The sequence below is a fragment of the Sphaerisporangium siamense genome (genome assembly GCF_014205275.1).
GTDB classification, from domain to species: Bacteria; Actinomycetota; Actinomycetes; order Streptosporangiales; family Streptosporangiaceae; genus Sphaerisporangium; species Sphaerisporangium siamense.
The window spans coordinates 4303134-4319269 of record NZ_JACHND010000001.1 but is presented as its reverse complement, the minus strand read 5'-3'; the positions used below and the strand labels follow the sequence as shown (position 1 = coordinate 4319269).

11 protein-coding genes are annotated in these 16136 nt (G+C 72.0%); 3 read left to right on the top strand and 8 right to left on the bottom strand.

Annotation, left to right across the window (positions count from 1 at the left end; genetic code table 11):
- Nucleotides 1-173: 173 nt before the first annotated feature.
- Complete coding sequence (locus BJ982_RS19865; protein WP_184882205.1) at nucleotides 174-1004, bottom strand: class I SAM-dependent methyltransferase; 831 nt, start codon at nucleotides 1002-1004, stop codon at nucleotides 174-176.
- A gap of 304 nt (nucleotides 1005-1308) precedes the next feature.
- Between BJ982_RS19865 and BJ982_RS19860 the strand changes: the two genes are divergently transcribed.
- Nucleotides 1309-2688, top strand: a complete 1380-nt coding sequence (locus BJ982_RS19860; RefSeq protein WP_184882203.1) for an FAD-binding oxidoreductase — start codon at nucleotides 1309-1311, stop codon at nucleotides 2686-2688.
- Between the two features lie 70 nt (nucleotides 2689-2758).
- Here the strand turns inward: BJ982_RS19860 and BJ982_RS19855 are convergent, their stop codons facing one another.
- Together BJ982_RS19855 and BJ982_RS19850 are read right to left on the bottom strand one after the other, a co-directional pair.
- Nucleotides 2759-4063, bottom strand: a complete 1305-nt coding sequence (locus tag BJ982_RS19855; RefSeq protein WP_184882201.1) for an acyltransferase family protein — start codon at nucleotides 4061-4063, stop codon at nucleotides 2759-2761.
- A gap of 189 nt (nucleotides 4064-4252) precedes the next feature.
- Nucleotides 4253-5773: a benzoate-CoA ligase family protein gene (locus BJ982_RS19850; RefSeq protein WP_184882199.1), complete on the bottom strand. Its 1521-nt coding sequence runs from the start codon at nucleotides 5771-5773 to the stop codon at nucleotides 4253-4255.
- Nucleotides 5774-6255: 482 nt separating this feature from the next.
- On the opposite strand from BJ982_RS19850, the gene BJ982_RS19845 reads away from it, so the two are divergent.
- Both BJ982_RS19845 and BJ982_RS19840 read left to right on the top strand, forming a co-directional pair.
- Nucleotides 6256-7050, top strand: coding sequence for a tryptophan 2,3-dioxygenase (locus BJ982_RS19845; RefSeq protein WP_184882197.1), 795 nt, complete (start codon nucleotides 6256-6258; stop codon nucleotides 7048-7050).
- Entirely contained in the window at nucleotides 7047-8297 is a 1251-nt protein-coding gene (locus BJ982_RS19840) for a kynureninase/PvdN C-terminal domain-containing protein (RefSeq protein ID WP_239123513.1), read from the top strand. Before BJ982_RS19845 ends, BJ982_RS19840 begins: the two co-directional genes overlap by 4 nt.
- Nucleotides 8298-8375: 78 nt before the next feature.
- Here the strand turns inward: BJ982_RS19840 and BJ982_RS19835 are convergent, their stop codons facing one another.
- The 5 genes from BJ982_RS19835 to BJ982_RS19815 all read right to left on the bottom strand — a co-directional run bounded on the left by BJ982_RS19835 (nucleotide 8376) and on the right by BJ982_RS19815 (nucleotide 16029).
- The gene (locus tag BJ982_RS19835) at nucleotides 8376-9617 is read right to left on the bottom strand and encodes a cytochrome P450 (protein ID WP_239123512.1); all 1242 of its coding nucleotides are present in this window, start codon (nucleotides 9615-9617) and stop codon (nucleotides 8376-8378) included.
- A gap of 25 nt (nucleotides 9618-9642) precedes the next feature.
- Nucleotides 9643-10647, bottom strand: a complete 1005-nt coding sequence (locus BJ982_RS19830; RefSeq protein ID WP_307784658.1) for a methyltransferase — start codon at nucleotides 10645-10647, stop codon at nucleotides 9643-9645.
- Nucleotides 10648-10838: 191 nt separating this feature from the next.
- Nucleotides 10839-13154 (bottom strand): ATP-binding cassette domain-containing protein, encoded by a 2316-nt coding sequence (locus tag BJ982_RS19825; protein ID WP_184882195.1) that lies wholly within the window; start codon nucleotides 13152-13154, stop codon nucleotides 10839-10841.
- 253 nt (nucleotides 13155-13407) lie between these two features.
- Complete coding sequence (locus BJ982_RS19820) at nucleotides 13408-14817, bottom strand: FAD-dependent oxidoreductase (protein ID WP_184882193.1); 1410 nt, start codon at nucleotides 14815-14817, stop codon at nucleotides 13408-13410.
- Nucleotides 14818-14856: 39 nt separating this feature from the next.
- Nucleotides 14857-16029: an epoxide hydrolase family protein gene (locus BJ982_RS19815; protein ID WP_184882190.1), complete on the bottom strand. Its 1173-nt coding sequence runs from the start codon at nucleotides 16027-16029 to the stop codon at nucleotides 14857-14859.
- Between the last annotated feature and the right edge of the window lie 107 nt (nucleotides 16030-16136).

The following is a 16136-nucleotide window of genomic DNA, read 5'->3' as shown; positions in this document are numbered from 1 at the left end:
GTGCGGGTCCTTTCCTGATGGATGGCCGTGTCGACCGGCCGGTGGGGCGAATCGCCCGCTCGTGGCGCGCCGGGTGGCGGCTTCAAGCGGCTTTCGGCGGCTTTCGGCGGCGTTCGCGGCGGTGTTCTCGGCGGCTTGCGGGCGTTTCGGCGGCGTTCCTATGGCTGGCGGTTTCAGGTCCGAGGCTTGCGGGCCGAGACGATCACGTACCCGATCTGTTCCTTCCGGGGCGCGAAGAAGCCCAGGTGTCTCTGGGAGAACTGTGCGACCGCGTCCTCGCCGAACTTCTCGGCGACCTCGTCCCTGCGGCCCATCGCCGACTTCAGGTACTTCGACTTCCTGCCGAACACCCGCGGTCCGCACTGGGTGTATTCCTCGATCTGGAATCCGGCGTCCCGCAGGTGGCCGAGCCATTCGGCCAGGGTGGGGAGCCGGTGGAGTTTGAGGCTGTCCATGAACTTCGCCACCCGGGCGGGCTCGGAGTCGGACTCCAGGCTGAAGTCGGAGAAGGTGAGCCTGCCCCCGGGCCGCAGCACGCGGTACAGCTCGCGCAGCACCTGGCCGAGGTCGACGGCGTTCTGCAGCGACTCCAGGGCGAGGACGGCGTCGAAGGCGCCGTCGGCGTAGGAGAGCGCGGCGTAGTCGCCGTACTCGACGCTCACCAGGCCGGCGACGCCGCCGGCCGCGGCCCTGGCGCGGGCCTTGTCGATCTCGAAGGCGCTCACCGTGACGCCGGTGACCCGCACGCCGTGGGCCTGCGCCAGGTAGACGGCGGTCGCGCCGGGCCCGCACCCGGCGTCGAGGACGTGCTCGCCGGCGCGCAGGCCGAGGGTGTCGGTCACCTTGCGGCTGACGCGGTGGACGGCCGCGGTCAGCGGGGCGTCGTCATCGTCGTCATACCAGTACCACATATGAATCTGGCCGTCGCGGAGCTCGTCCCCGATCGGGGAGCGCTCGTCGTAGTGCCTGCCGATGACGGCCGTGTCGATGACTTCGTTACCCATGAATACGTCGCTCCCGTCGAGCGGCCCCATGACCTCGGTGCTGCCGGCCGGGACGGCCGGACGCGGGGAAGACAGCGATTGACAGAATGATCTGCACTAATGGTGTGCGGGCCGCGGGCGCGGCGACATCTCCGAGAGTGCCGTCCTGACCTGGGCCCGGCCGGGATCACAGCGCAATCACGGAGATGCGCGGGCGGGCGCGCGCGTGTGAATCTGACCGCACCGCCGGACTCGACGGCGTTCGGCCTGTCATCACATTTCCCCCGCCCCGTTCTCCGGGGTGTTTCCGGAAGGCATGTCACTCATGACCACGATCGACGAGCGGGACACCGGAGTCGCCCGTCCCGGCGACCCGGCGTTCGAGGCCGCGACGCGGGTGTTCAACCTCGCCACGCCGGCCCGGCCGGCGGCGGCGGTGACCGCGCGCACCATCGACCAGATCCGTGCGGCGATCGGGCACGCGCGGGCGGAAGGGTTGTCGGTGCGCGTGCACACGACCGGGCACGCCTCCGGCACCGCGCGCCCCATGGACGGCGCGCTGCTGATCCGGACGGACCTGGAAGGCGGCGTCGAGGTGGACGCCGCGCGCCGGGTGGCGAGGGTCCCGGCCGGGACGCTGTGGGGCGACGTCGTGGACGCGGCGGCCCCGTACGGGCTGACCGCGCCGCACGGCTCCTCCCCCACCGTGGGTGTGGTCGGCTACCTGCTGCGCGGCGGGCTGAGCTTCTACGGCCGGCACATCGGGCTCGCGATCAACAGCGTCCGGGCGGTCGAGCTGGTCACCGCGGACGGCGAGCTGCGCCGCGTGGACGCCGGGAGCGACCCGGAGCTGTTCTGGGCGCTGCGCGGCGGTGGCGGCGGCTTCGGCGTGGTGACCGCCGTCGAGGTGGCCCTGTTCCCGGCCGCCAAGGTGATCACCGGGGCGACGTACTGGCCGGCCGCGCACGCCGAGGGCCTGCTGTCGGCCTGGCGCCGGTGGACGCTGGACGCGCCCGACGAGGTGACCACGTCGCTGCGGGTGATGAACCTGCCGCCGGTGCCCGGGGTGCCGCCCGCGCTGGCCGCCGGGCCGGTGATCTGCGTGGACGGGGCGGTGCTGAGCCTGGACGGCGACGTGACCGCGGCCACGCGGCAGGCGGAGGACCTGCTCGGGCCGCTGCGCGCGGTGGCCGAGCCGGTCATGGACGACTGGCGGCTCACCGAGCCGTCGGCGGTGCTGCGGGCGCACATGGAGCCGGACGACCCGATCGCGATCGCCGGCGACCACATGCTGCTGCGTGAGATCGGCGACGACGGCGCCGCCGCGTTCCTGCGGCTGCTCGGCGCGGGGTCGGGCTCGCCGTTCGTCGTGGCGGGGCTGCGCCAGCTCGGCGGCGCGTACGGGCGGCCGTCCCCCGGCGGCGGCGCGCTGGACCACCTGGACGCGCACTACGCCTACTCGGGCGCGGGCGTGGCCGAGGACGCCGCGGTGACGGCGGCCATCGAGGAGCACTGCGCGAAGGTCCGCGCGGCGTTGTCCCCCTGGGACACCGGGCGGACGGCGCCGTCGTTCGTGGAGAACTTCGCCCAGCCGCAGGGGCACCTGAGCGCCGCCCAGGCGGAGCGCGCCGACCGGGTGCGCGACCGCGTGGACCCCGGCGGGCTGTTCCGTGGCGACGTCAGCCCGGGTGCGACGGCCCGCTGAGATGCCCGTCGCACGTGCGAAGGCCGGGCCGGCGGAGGGATCCACCGGCCCGGCCCGCGCGGGGAGAGCTCTACTTGACGATGCGCTCGGACGGCACGGGCGTGTCGTCGGCGGGAGCCACCGGAATGCGGGACTGGAGCTTCCTCTTGGCGCGCCGGTTGAAGTAGTTGACCAGCGGGCGCTCCAGCAGGAAGTAGCTGAGCGTCGCGGCCAGCACGCTGCCGACGGCCACGAACGCGAACAGCTCCCAGAACCCCGAGGTGCCGCGCAGCTCGGCGTCCATGACCGGCGTCTTGCCGAACATGTTGCCGTTGCCGACGAAGAAGTTCTGGAAGGGGATGTGCCAGAGGTAGATGCCGTAGGAGATGCGGCCGAGGTAACGCATCGGCGCGTTGCCCAGCGTCACGTCCATGAGCCGGGACCGGGCCTCGGGCACGATCAGCGGCAGCAGGAACAGCACGGCGAAGACGAGGATCAGGATGTGGCCGGTCAGCTCCTGGACGAGCGATCCGATCGTGCCCATGCCCGGCTCGCCGAACGGCTTGGGAATGTTGACGAGGTAGACGACGAGCGCGGCGAGCCAGAACAGGTTGGGGTGCTTGGCCACCGTGCGGTAGATCGCCGGCGTGACGCCGGTGAGCTCGGACCTGGACGACCAGACGGCCAGGGCCATGCCGCAGGCGAAGGCGCTGACGTAGTAGAACGGCCAGAACCAGAACTCGAACGGCCCCGTGAACGAGGGCAGGTTGGTGTAGGTGACCCAGGCGATGCCCACGGCGAACAGCAGGACGGCCGGCCACAGCGCCGCGCGCGCCCGCTTGGCGACGTCGACGCTCCGTCCGGCGAACACGGCGGCCAGCCAGGCGAGCACCGGCAGCAGCAGGTAGAAGCTGAGCTCGGTCGGCACGGTCCAGCTGTGTCCGAGGCCGATGTTCGGCTGGCCCTCGGGCAGATAGAAGTGCAGCGCGAAGACCGGGCGGAGGACGTCCCAGACGCTGTCGATGCCGCGCAGGTTGATGCCGAGCAGCACGACGGCGACGAGCAGCCAGTAGGCCGGAAGGATGCGCAGGCCGCGGCGGAACAGGAACGTTCCGGCGCCGGGCCTGGCGTCCTGTGTCATGACGGCCCGCGCGAACGGGCGGTACAGGAAAAGGCCGGACAGCAGGAAGAAGGGCGGCAGCATGACGGTAAGGCCGTCAGCCAGATGCCCCCATATCCCGTTGCCCACCTTGTCCGCGTAGTTGGTGGCGCCCGCCTGCCACGCGACGTGGAAGACGAGAACGCCCATCGCGAGGACGCCGCGCACGCCCTCGAGCTTGGGAATTCGTTTGTTACTGCCGATCTCCACATCGCTCAGACGAGTGGTTGCCGCCATTAGCGTTCCTCCCCTCAGGGGCGTTTCCCCTGCTCAAGTTCTTACGTACCGTTATCGACGGTGTACTGGGGACGACATCGTCGCGCTCCGCCACCGCACGGCACATCTTCTGAAATGCTGAATTCGATCGGGTGCCGCGCGGTGGCGGCGGCGGGAAACGTCCATCGCGCCGGGGGCGGCGCGCTCGGATCACCCCACTTCTTTGAGGGCTCTTCGGTCGAGTTTGCCGTTGGCGGTCTCGGGGAGACGGTCGACGAACCTGACGTCGCGGGGGTATTTGTGCGGCGCCAGCGTCGTCTTGACGAATGCCTGCAGCTCCGCGGCGGACACCTCGCCGGAGGCCACCACGAACGCGCGCGGCAGCGTCAGGCCGTCCACCTCGTACCCGACCACGGCGGCCTCGGCGACGGCCGGGTGGGAGCGGAGGCAGTTCTCGATCTCGGAGGGCGCGACCCAGACGCCGCTGACCTTGAGCAGGTCGTCGGCGCGGCCCTTGTAGTAGTAGTAGCCGTCGGCGTCGCGGGTGAACAGGTCGCCCGACCGTACGGTGTGCGGAGCGGGGAAGGTCTCCGCGGACTTCTCGGGCGCCCGCCAGTACTCCAGCGCGGCGGTCTCGCCGACGATCTCCAGGCGGCCGACCTCGCCGTCCGGCAGCGTCTCGCCGTCGGCGTCGATCACGCGGGCGCGGTAGCCGGGGACGACCTCGCCGAGGCTGCCCTGGCGCGTGCGTCCCGGCCGGTTGGAGATGTAGGCGTGGTACACCTCCGAGGAGCCGATGACGTCGAGCACCTCGACGCCGAAGGTGTCCATCCACCTGCGGTGCAGGTCCGCGGGCAGGGCCTCCCCGGCCGAGGTGCACAGGCGCAGGCTGCTCAGGTCCTGGGCGGCGGCCTCGGGGTGGGAGACCATGGCGCTCATCATGGTCGGCACGTTGACGAGGATCGTCGGGCGGTGGGCGGCGATCAGCTCGAAGATCCGCTCGGCCGTGCTGCGCTCGGGGAAGGCGATGCCCGCGCCGCCGGAGCCGAACGGGTACAGCGCGGTCATGTCGCGGGAGTAGCCGAAGAACAGCTTGGGCACCGGCAGGACGACGTCGTCCGGGCCCATGTCGAGCACGCCGCGGGCGTACCACTCGCAGGCCAGCAGCGGGCTGCGCGCGGGCAGCACGCACGCCTTGGGCGCGCCGGTGCTGCCGGTGGTGAACTTCCAGATCGCGACGTCGTCGCTGCGGGTGGGGGCGGGTTCCAGCTCGGCGGGCTGGGCGGCGACGAGCGACTCGAAGTGGTGCTCGCCGGGCCGCAGCAGGTCCGCGGGCACGCCGGAGACCAGCAGGTTTCCCACGCCGGCGACGCGGAGCCTCTCCAGGGTGACGGCGTCGGCGACGACGATCCGGGGTTCGGCGTAGTCGGCGTAGTAGCGGTAGTCCTTGGGCTGGAGGTAGGTGTAGACCTCGGCGGTGATCGCGCCGATCTTCTGGACGCCGTACCAGGTGGCGACGAAGTCGACGCCGTCGGCGAGCGCGATCAGGACGCGGTCGCCCCTGCCGACGCCGAGGGCGCGCAGGGCGTGGCCGATCCGGTTGGCCCGCGCGGACAGCTCGCCGTAGGTGGCGGTGCCCTCGGGGGTGATCAGCGCGGTGCGGCCGGGATCGTTGCGATCGAGGAAGTGTGACGCGATGTTGAATTCGCGGGGCACGTCTTCGTACCGCATCGGACCTCCGGGACGAGCGATTATGCGGCCCGCGGCGGGACCGGTTCGTGAAAACCCGCGCACGAACTCGGGAACGCCGCGGGAACCGACGGCCGGGGCGAGCCGCCACGCCCCGGGCATGAGTGGCCGTCACCCGACATGGTGACCTCGGAATCACCGGTCCGGCATCTTTCAAATTGCTGTGTTCGCGGTTCCGCGCGCCGGCGCGGCCGTCGCCGCCGGTCGGACCGGGTGCGGCCCCGATCCACCCGATGAAGATTCTGTCCAGCTTTCCCCTGGCAGGAAGCTGCTACCGGCGGGCAACTAACTGACTTGCCTTCGTATGGTCCGGCCCCGGCACCCGGCACAGCATTGGACCACGTAATTCGAAACGCAGGCCGGGGAAAGGGACAGAGAAATGCCGCAGTCCTTACTGGCGCCGCTCGGCGCCGGCGACGCGCCGCAGGCCGCCGTCCACGCGTGCAGGGCCGGATGGTGACGCCATGATCGTCGACCCGCCCGCCGTGCTGACCTACTCCTCCTACCTGGCGCTCGACGACGTGCTGGACGCCCAGCACCCGAACTCCGAAGAGCACGACGAGATGCTGTTCATCGTCGTCCACCAGGTGTACGAACTGTGGTTCAAGCAGCTCCTGCACGAGTTCGGCAAGTTCCAGCAGGATCTGACCGAGGGGCACACGGCCAACGCGATGCAGGCGGCCACGCGGGCGGTGAAGATCCTCAAGGTGGCGATCTCGCAGGTCGACATCCTGGAGACCATGACCCCGCGCCAGTTCACCGCCTTCCGCGACGGCCTCGGCAGCGGCAGCGGGTTCCAGTCGGCGCAGTTCCGCGAGATCGAGGCGACGCTCGGGCGCCGCGAGAGCAAGATGTACTCGCACTACCCCGCGGGCAGCCGGGAGCGCGAGCGCGTCGAGCGGGCGATGAACCGTCCCTCCGTGTTCGACTCGCTGCTCACCTACCTGTTCATCCGCGGGTACGGCGTGCCGCACGCGGCGCTGAACCGGGACGTGTCCGCGCCCTGGGAGGCGTCGGAGGACGTGCAGGCCGTGCTGGCGAAGGTGTACGAGGACGACAGCGGCGCCGCGCACATCTGCGAGCGGCTGGTGGACATCGACGAGGCCGTGCAGGAGTGGCGCTACCGGCACGTGAAGATGGTCGAGCGCATCATCGGCGTGCGGCCGGGCACGGGCGGCTCGTCGGGCGCGGCCTACCTGCGCGGCACGCTGTTCTCGCCCCTGTTCCCCGACCTGTGGGCGGCGCGGGGGTTGATGTGACGGCCACCGCGACCGGCGCGCTCCTCACCGAGACGCCGCCCTTCCCGCGGGAGACGCCCGGCGACGTGTCGGGGCGGCTCGCGCCGCACTACTCCGCCTTCCAGGTGTCGCGGCGGCTGCTGCTGACCGGGCACTCGCACCAGGCGTGGCCGGACGTGGCGCTGACCGGGCAGGTCGAGGCGTTCCGCGACGCCGCGCTGGAGGTGGACGAGAAGTGGGGGGCGGCGTTCGCCAAGGCCGAGCGGGTGCGCGAGGGCTTCCGCCTGTTCCTCGGCGACCCGCGCGCCGACCTGGCCCTCGGCGCGAGCACGCACGACCTGGTCCTGCGGTTCCTGTCCGCGCTCGACCTGCGGTCGCGTCCCCGCCTGATCACCTCCGACGGCGAGTTCCACACGCTGCGGCGGCAGCTCGCCCGCCTGGCGGAGGAGGGCGTCGAGGTGGTGCGGGTGCCGGCCGCGCCGGCGGACACGCTGGCGGCGCGGATGGCCGCCGCGGTGGACGACCGCACGGCCGCCGTGCTGGTCTCGGCGGTGCTGTTCGAGAGCGCCCGCGTCGTCCCCGGCCTGGACGCGCTGGCCGGCGCCTGCGCGCGGCGGGGTGCCGAGCTGCTCGTGGACGCCTACCACGCGCTCGGCGCCGTCCCGTTCTCGATGGAGGGGATCGAGGACGCCTGGGTGGTCGGGGGCGGCTACAAGTACCTGCAGCTCGGCGAGGGCAACTGCTTCCTGCGCCTGCCCGCGCACGCCGACGCGCTGCGCCCGGTGATCACCGGCTGGTTCGCGGAGTTCGCGGAGCTGTCGGCGGCGCACCGTCCCGGCGCCGTCGCCTATCCCACCGGCGCCGCCCGGTACGCGGGCTCGACCTACGACCCGACGAGCCACTACCGCGCCGCGCACGTCTTCGGCTTCTTCGCCGAGCAGGGCCTGACGCCCGCGTTCCTGCGCGCGGTGTCGCTGCGCCAGGTCGGCCTGCTGGCCGCCGCCTTCGACGCGCTCGGCGCGCCCGACGACGTCATCACCCGCGACCGCTCGGGTTCCCCAGAAGACTTCGGCGGGTTCCTGTCGCTGCGCACCCCGCACGCCGACCGCCTGCGGGCGGGCCTGGCCGCCCGCGGCGTCCGCGCCGACGCCCGCGCCGGTCACCTGCGCCTCGGCCCGGCCCCCTACCTGTCCGACGCCCAGCTCCTGTCGGCCGTCGAGGCCCTGGACGCCGAGCTGGCGGACCGGCCGTCGCGCACCGCCGCGTGACGCCCCCATGACGGCCGCCGCCCCTGCGCGGCGGGCAGGGGCGGCGGCGGAAGAACAGCGAAAGAACGGCGGGAGCGGCTATCCGAGGGTGACGGGCACGTAGTCGTGGCCGCGGACGAGCCAGCGGTCGCGGAAGCTCGGCTCGCCGGCGACGGCCAGGCGGGGGAAGCGGCTCAGCAGTTCGGGGAGCGCGATCTGCGCCTCCATGCGGGCCAGCGGCGCGCCGACGCAGTAGTGGATGCCGGCGGCGAAGGTCAGGGGCTGGATGTCGGGCCGGTCGGGGTCGAAGCGGTCCGGCTCGGGGAAGCGGAGCGGGTCCCGGTTGCCGGCCCCCATGATGACGACGATCTTGGTGTCGGCGGGGATCTCCATGCCCATGATGGTGATGTCCGCCGGCGCCCAGCGGCTGGTGGCCTGCACCGGCGGCTCGAAGCGCAGCGTCTCCTCGACGTATCCGACGGCGAAGCCGGGCTCGTCGCGCAGCCGGTCGGCGAACTCGGGCCGCTCCAGCGCCTGGAGGACGCCGTGCCCGATGAGGTGGGTGGTGGTGTCGAACCCGGCGTTGAGCAGCAGCATCAGGTTGCCCATCAGCTCGTCGTGCGTGAGCCGGTCGCCGTCGTCGTCGCGGGCCTGGACGAGCCTGCTCAGCAGGTCGTCGGACGGCTCGGCGCTGCGGCGCTCGATGAGCTCGTTGAGGTAGGCCGCCAGGTCGTCCATCGCGCGGTCGGCGATGGCCAGCTCCTCGGGGTTGGTCAGCCCCTCCAGCGCGATCATCACGTCGGCCGCCACCTGGCGGAACCACACCTGCTTGTCCTCGGGGACGCCGAGCAGCTCGCTGATCACCGCGACGGGCAGCCGGAAGGCGAACTCCGCCATCAGGTCGACGGGCGCGCCGCCCGCGCCCAGCTCGGCCAGGCGGTCGAGCAGCTTGCCGGTCATGCGCTCCACAGTGGGGCGCAGCCCGGTGACCTGGCGCGGGGTGAGCGCGCTGGTCACCAGGCGGCGCATCCGGCCGTGGTCGGGCGGGTTGGTGTAGAGCATGGAGTTGGTGAACCCGCGCAGCGAGGAGTGCGAGCGCCAGTCCGGGTAGATCAGGTCGTAGTTCTTGTCGTCCTGCACCTGTAGCCGGCCGTCCCGCAGCACCCGCGTGCACTCGGCGTAGCCGACGACGACCACGAGCCCGGGTTTGACGTGCAGCAGGTTCCCGTGGGCCCGCAGCGCCTCGTAGAAGGGGTACGGGTTCATGCGCCCTTCGGGGGCGACCATGGTCGCGATGATCTCCGCAGGTCCGAGGACCTGCTCCAGCACCTGCTCCGCCACTGGCTTCCTCTCCCCGTCCCGCCGCTCAGCGAGCGGCCAGCTCGACGACGGACAACCTGCCCGCCCGGTGGACCCCCGTGATGGCCAGCCCGCGGTCCGCCGCCAGGGCGGCGAGGTCGGTGAGCCCGCGCTCCTTGCCGCCGTAGTAGACGAGCATCCGCAGGTCCATCCCGGTGTGCGGCGACTCCCCGTCGTCGCCGATGTTCTCGACGATGAACACGCGCCCGTCGCGGCCCGCCGCCTCCGCGCAGCGGCCCAGGATCGCGCGCACCGCCTCGTCGTTCCAGTTGTGGACGATGAGCGACAGCACGTACCCGCCCGCGCCCGGCGGCAGCGGGTCGAAGAAGCTGCCCGCCACCGCGTCCGCGCGGTCGGCCAGGCCCGCGGCGGCCAGCGCCTTGCGCGCGGCCTCGGCGGTCTCCGGCTGGTCGACGACCGTGCCGCGCAGGGTGGGGTGCCGCTCCAGCAGGGCGGTCAGCAGCGAGCCGTCGCCGCCGCCGACGTCCACGACGTGCCCGAGCGCCCCCCAGTCGTACGCCTCGGCGATGGCGGGCGCGCGCACCGGCATGTCCTTGGCCATCGCGGCGTCGAACCCCTCGCCGAGCGCCGGGTTCAGCGCCAGGTCGTCCCAGAAGGAGTGGCCGAACAGCAGTGGAAACGCCGGCTCGCCGCTGCGGACGCTGTGCAGCAGGTGGGCGAAGGCCAGCTCGGCGCGGCCGACCCACGCCTCGATGTCGAGCTGGGCGCGCATGCCGTCGGGGTGGTCGTCGCGCAGCGGCTCGCCCTTGGGGGTGAGCGCGTACCGGCCGTCGGCGTCGCGGGTGAGCACTCCCCTGGCGGCCAGGTAGCGCATGAGCCGTTCCAGCGCGTCGGCGTCGGCGTTCACCACCGGGGCCAGCGCGGCGGCGGTGTCCACGCCGCGGGCGATGTGGTCGGCGATCCTCAGCGTCGCCGCGACGCGCACGGCCATGGGCGTCCCCAGGTGGGCCATGGCCCACAGCTCCGCGCCCGTTCCTGTCCCGCCTGCCAACGCGTCCTCCTTCGCCGAAACCTGGGCGCGCCCGCGCGGACGTGCGGTGGAACGGCGGGGCGCACGGTCAATGGTCGAGGGGCCGATCGGCGCGGCGCACCTTCCAGATTGCGGCGTGCGCGGCGAAACGGGGCCCGTGCGAAACGGGGACCGGCCGCGGCGGCCGGTCCCCGTCGTGTCCGGGAGCGCGTTCAGGACGCGTGGACGGCTCGGTAGCGGCGCAGGTACTCGCCGGTGAGGGACTCGGCGGAGTTCAGCAGGTCGCGCGGGGTGCCGGTGAAGACGATCTCGCCGCCGGCCTTGCCGCCGTCGGGGCCGAGGTCGATGACCCAGTCGGCCTGCTGGACCACGTCCAGGTTGTGCTCGATGAGCACGACGGTGTTGCCCTTGTCGACCAGGCCGTCGAGCAGGGCGAGCAGCGTGTCGATGTCGGACATGTGCAGGCCGGTGGTGGGCTCGTCCAGCACGTACACGCCGCCGGTGCGGCCGAGCTGCGTGGCGAGCTTGATGCGCTGGCGCTCGCCGCCGGACAGGGTGCTGAGCGGCTGGCCGAGGCTGAGGTAGTCCAGGCCCACCTCGACGAGCGGGCGCAGCTTGCGGCGCAGCGGAGCCTCGGTGAAGAACGCGACGGCGTCCTCGGCGGACAGCTCCAGCACGTCGGCGATCGACTTGCCGCGCAGCTTGTGCTCCAGCACCGCGTCCTTGAAGCGGCGGCCGTCGCAGACGTCGCAGTGGGTGGTGACCGGGTCCATGTAGGCCAGCTCGGTGATGATCACGCCGCGGCCCTGGCACTCCTCGCAGGCGCCCTCGGAGTTGAAGCTGAACAGCCCGGCCGCGGCGCCGGTGGCCTTGGCGAACAGGTTGCGGATCGGGTCCATCAGGCCGAGGTAGGTGGCCGGCGTGGAGCGGGAGGACGCGGCGATCGCCGACTGGTCCACGAAGATGGTCTCCGGGTGGGCCTTGACGAAGACCTCCGCGATCAGGCTGCTCTTGCCGGACCCGGCGACGCCGGTCACCGCGGTCAGCACGCCGGTGGGCACGTCCACCGACACGTTCTTCAGGTTGTGCAGGCTGGCGCCGGTGATGGCCAGCGCGCCGGTCGGCTCGCGGTAGGTCTCCTTGCCGCGCACGGCCCGGCGCAGCCCCTCCCCGGTGAGCGTCTCCGCCGCGCGCAGCCCGGCGACGTCGCCCTCGAAGACGATCTCGCCGCCGTGCGCGCCCGCCTTGGGGCCGACGTCCACGACGTGGTCGGCGATCTGGATGACGTCGGGGTCGTGCTCGACGACGATCACGGTGTTGCCCTGGTCGCGCAGCGCGCGCAGCAGGGTGTTGAGGCGTCCGACGTCGCGCGGGTGCAGGCCGACGCTGGGCTCGTCGAAGATGTACGTCATGCCGGTCAGCGTGCTGCCGAGGTGCCGGACGAGCTTGAGGCGCTGGCTCTCGCCGCCGGAGAGGGTGGCGGTCGCGCGGTCCAGGCTGAGGTAGCCGAGGCCGATGGCCTCCACCCGGGCCAGGGCGGTGCGGGCGGCCTCGGCGATGGGCGTGGCCACCGGGTCGTCGATCGCGCCGAGCACCTGGATCAGGTCGGAGATCTGCATGCGCGACCAGTCGGCGATGTTCCGCCCGTCGATCTTGGTGGCGAGCGCGGCGGGGTTGAGCCGGGCGCCGTCGCAGGCGGAGCAGGTGCCCTCGCTGATGAAGCGCTGGATCTGCTCGCGGGTGCGCTCGCTGACCGTGCTGAGGTCGCGCTTGACGCCGAGGCGGGTGAAGCGGTCGATCACGCCCTCGTAATTGGTCTTGTAGGAGCCGCTCTTCACGTTGAGCTGCACCTTGAAGCCGCTGCCGCGGGTGAACAGCTCCCACTCCTCGGCGGTGTAGTCCTTCAGCGGCTTGTCGGGGTCGAGCCGGCCGGAGTTGGCGTAGAGCTGCCAGTCGGCGCTGCCCACGCCGTAGTTGGGCAGCAGGATCGCGCCCTCGTTGAGCGACTTGGCCTTGTCGAACATCAGGTCCGGGTCGGCGCGGACGGCCTGCCCGAGCCCGTCGCACTCGGGGCACATGCCCTTGGGGTCGTTGAACGAGTACGTCGAGACGAGGCCGTCGGTCGGCGAGCCGTGCCGGGCGAACAGCGCCCGGATCACCGAGTAGATGTCGGTCATCGTGCCGACGGTGGAGCGCGCGTTGCCGCCGACCGGCTTCTGGTCGACGACGACCGGCGCGGTCAGGTTCTCGATCGCGTCCGCCTGCGGCCGCTCGTACTTGGGGAGCTGGTTGCGGATGAACGCGGGGAAGGTGCCGTTGAGCTGGCGCTGCGCCTCGACGCCGATCGTGTCGAAGACGATGGACGACTTGCCCGACCCCGACACCCCGGTGAACACCGTGATCTTGTTCTTGGGGATCGTCAGGGACACGTCCTTGAGGTTGTTCTCCCGAGCTCCGACGACGCGGATGCCGTCCGCCGCCTCCACGGCCGCCGCTGCCGGCCCCGGCCTTTCCACGGTGACGCTCATGGACTCCCCTTTTCCTGGTCGTTTCCCTGGTCGCGTGACGTTCCGCTCACCCGGCGTCGCCGCCGGAGCCCATGCCGGCGCCCGGTGCGCGCGGACGCGGCTGGGCCGACCAGCCTGGCAGCCCCGTGTCGTGCGCGCATCTTCCTGCGTGCGGTCTTTCCCGGGACGCGAAGAGGCTCCCGGGAGACGCGAAGAGGTCCGGCGGGCGGGAGCGTCCGTCCCGCCCGCCGGACCGTCCGGGGTCCCGTTTCGATCAGGCGGGAACGGGAACCCGGCCCGCCAGCTCCGGCCGGGAGGCCTGCCAGTTCGGCGCGCTGGGCTGCGGATCCGGCTTGGCGTTCCAGATGACGCGGAACATCATGTCGGGGCTCATCAGGTCCTGCGGGGAGTCGACGAGCCCGGCGACGCGCATGAACGTCCTGGTGATGGCGCCGTCGCGGGTCGCGGACGCCTGGAGCATCGCCATGTAGTTGTTCATGATGCGCACCATCGGCGGGCGGGGCGCCTCGACCTCCTCGTAGGCGAGGTCACCGCCGGCCGAGACGCCCCACGGCACCTCGATGACGTTCGAGATGTCCGTGAGGAACGCCTTGGGGTCCGGCACGCCGCGCCGGAGGTGGTCGCGCAGCGTGAGGGCTTCGAGCGCGGCGACGGTCATGCCCTGGCCGTACACCGGGTTGAAGCTGCACGCGGCGTCGCCGAGCACGAGCAGGCGCTCGGGGAAGCGCTCCAGCCGCTCGTAGTGGCGCCGGACGCTCGCCGGGTACTTGAACGCGACCAGGTCGTCCAGCGGCTCGGCGTCCTTGATGACGTCGTAGATGTCCGGCACCGGCAGCGACTTGACGAAGTCCATGAAGCCTTCGCGGTCGGTCGGCGCGGCGTCGCCGAGGACGCCGGTCAGCGACAGCGCGGACTTGCCGTTCTCGATCCGGGAGAAGAACGCGCCGCGCGGGTGCGACGGCGAGGACACCGGGTTGATCGAGAGGTCGCCGTTGAGGATGCTCTCGTCGCGCAGCCGGAACTGCCCGCTCGTGTACGTCAGGTTGACCTTGATCTGCGACTCTTCGGGACGCTCGTAGCCGAGCTCCTCCAGCCAGACGGGCGTGCGCGAGCCGCGGCCGGTGGCGTCGACCACCAGGTCGGCCTCGATGGTCTCCTCGGCCGCGCCGCCGCCGTGCCGCTGCACGCGGACGCCGGTGACCCGGTCGCCCTCGGGCGTGGCGACGAGGCCGGCGATGTCGGTCTCCTCGACGAAGCGGACGTTCGGCAGGGCCTGCACGCCCTCGCGGACGTGGGCCTCCAGCACCGGGCGGGCCGCCGACACGCACAGCAGGCCGGTCGCGCGCGGCTTGAGGCGCACGCCGTTGAAGTACCAGCGCAGCGTGCCGAGGTCGCCGGTGGGGACGCCCGCGGCGATGGTCCGCTGGGTGAAGCCGGGGAACAGCTCTTCGAGGATCTGCTGCCCGCGGGCGAGCAGTCCGTGCACGTGACGACCCTGGGGCACCCCGCGCCGCGCGGTGGTCACCCCGATCAGCTTGTCGCGGTCGACGATCAGCACCTCGGCGTACGACTCCGACAGCACGCGCGCCGCCAGCAGGCCCGCCATGCTCCCGCCGAGAACGACCGCGCGGTTTCCTACCGGGTTTCCTGCAAGGTCTGCCATGACGGTCACCTCACCTCTCTCGTGCTCAACGTCGCCTGGTCAGGCCCGGGCCGGCTCGCGGACGAGCGAGCGGGCGAAGGCGCGGACGTCACCGACGAGCAGCTCGGGCTGCTCCATGGCGGCGAAGTGGCCGCCCTTCTCGAACTCCGTCCACCGGGTGATGGACGGGATGACCTTCTCGCCCCAGCTGCGGATCGGCCGGGTGGCGTCGCCGGGGAAGACCGCGACGGCGGCCGGCATGGTCAGCGGCCAGGGGCCGCCCCAGGTCTGGGCGAAGGCGGCGTCGCCGTAGGAGGACTCGCGGTAGAACTGCGCCGAGGAGCCGGCGGTCGCGGTCAGCCAGTAGAGGGTGACGTTGGTCAGCAGGTCGTCGCGGTCCACCGCCTCCTCCGGGGAGTTCTCCGAGGCGGTCCACTCGTAGAACTTCTCGGTGATCCAGGCGAGCTGGCCGACCGGGGAGTCGGTGAGCGCGTAGGCCAGGGTCTGCGGGCGGGTGGACTGGATCTTCTGCCAGCCGGTGCCGTCCTGCTGGAAGTGGCCGCCGTGCTGGAGCCGGGTCATGTCCTCGGCGTTCAGCTCGGCGATGGCCGCCTCGCTCGGCGGGAAGGTGACCAGCATGTTGATGTGGACGCCCGCGACGTGCTCGGGGTCCACGAGGCCGAGCTGCAGCGAGATGACCTTGCCCCAGTCGCCGCCCTGGGCGATGTAGCGGTCGTAGCCGAGGCGGCTCATCAGCTCGGCCCACGCCCGCGCGACGCGGGGGACGTCCCAGCCGGTCTGGGTGAGCGGGGACGAGAAGCCGTGGCCGGGGATCGACGGGATGACCACGTGGAAGGCGTCGGCCGGGTCGCCGCCGTGGGCGCGCGGGTCGGTGAGCGGGCCGATGACGTCGATGAACTCGACGAACGAGCCGGGCCAGCCGTGCGTGATGATCAGCGGGGTGGCGCCGGGCTCGGGCGAGCGGACGTGCAGGAAGTGCACGTCGGCGCCGTCGATCTCGGTGATGTACTGCGGGAAGCGGTTCAGCTTCTCCTCGGCCGCGCGCCAGTCGTAGCCGGAGCGCCAGTATTCGGCCAGTTCCTTGAGGTAGCCGACGGGAACACCGCGCTCCCAGCCGACGCCCGGCAATTCGTCGGGCCAGCGCGTGCCGGCGATTCTCCGCTTGAGGTCGTCGAGGTCGGCCTGTGGGATCTCGATTTTGAATGGACGCATTGGAGCACCTATTTCGTGTATAGGCGGTTTTCAGCCCGGCGGCACGCCTGGCTGCTGGACTTACCGAGGCCAATGGCCGGGCAGGCGGTCCGGATTCAGCACGGCGC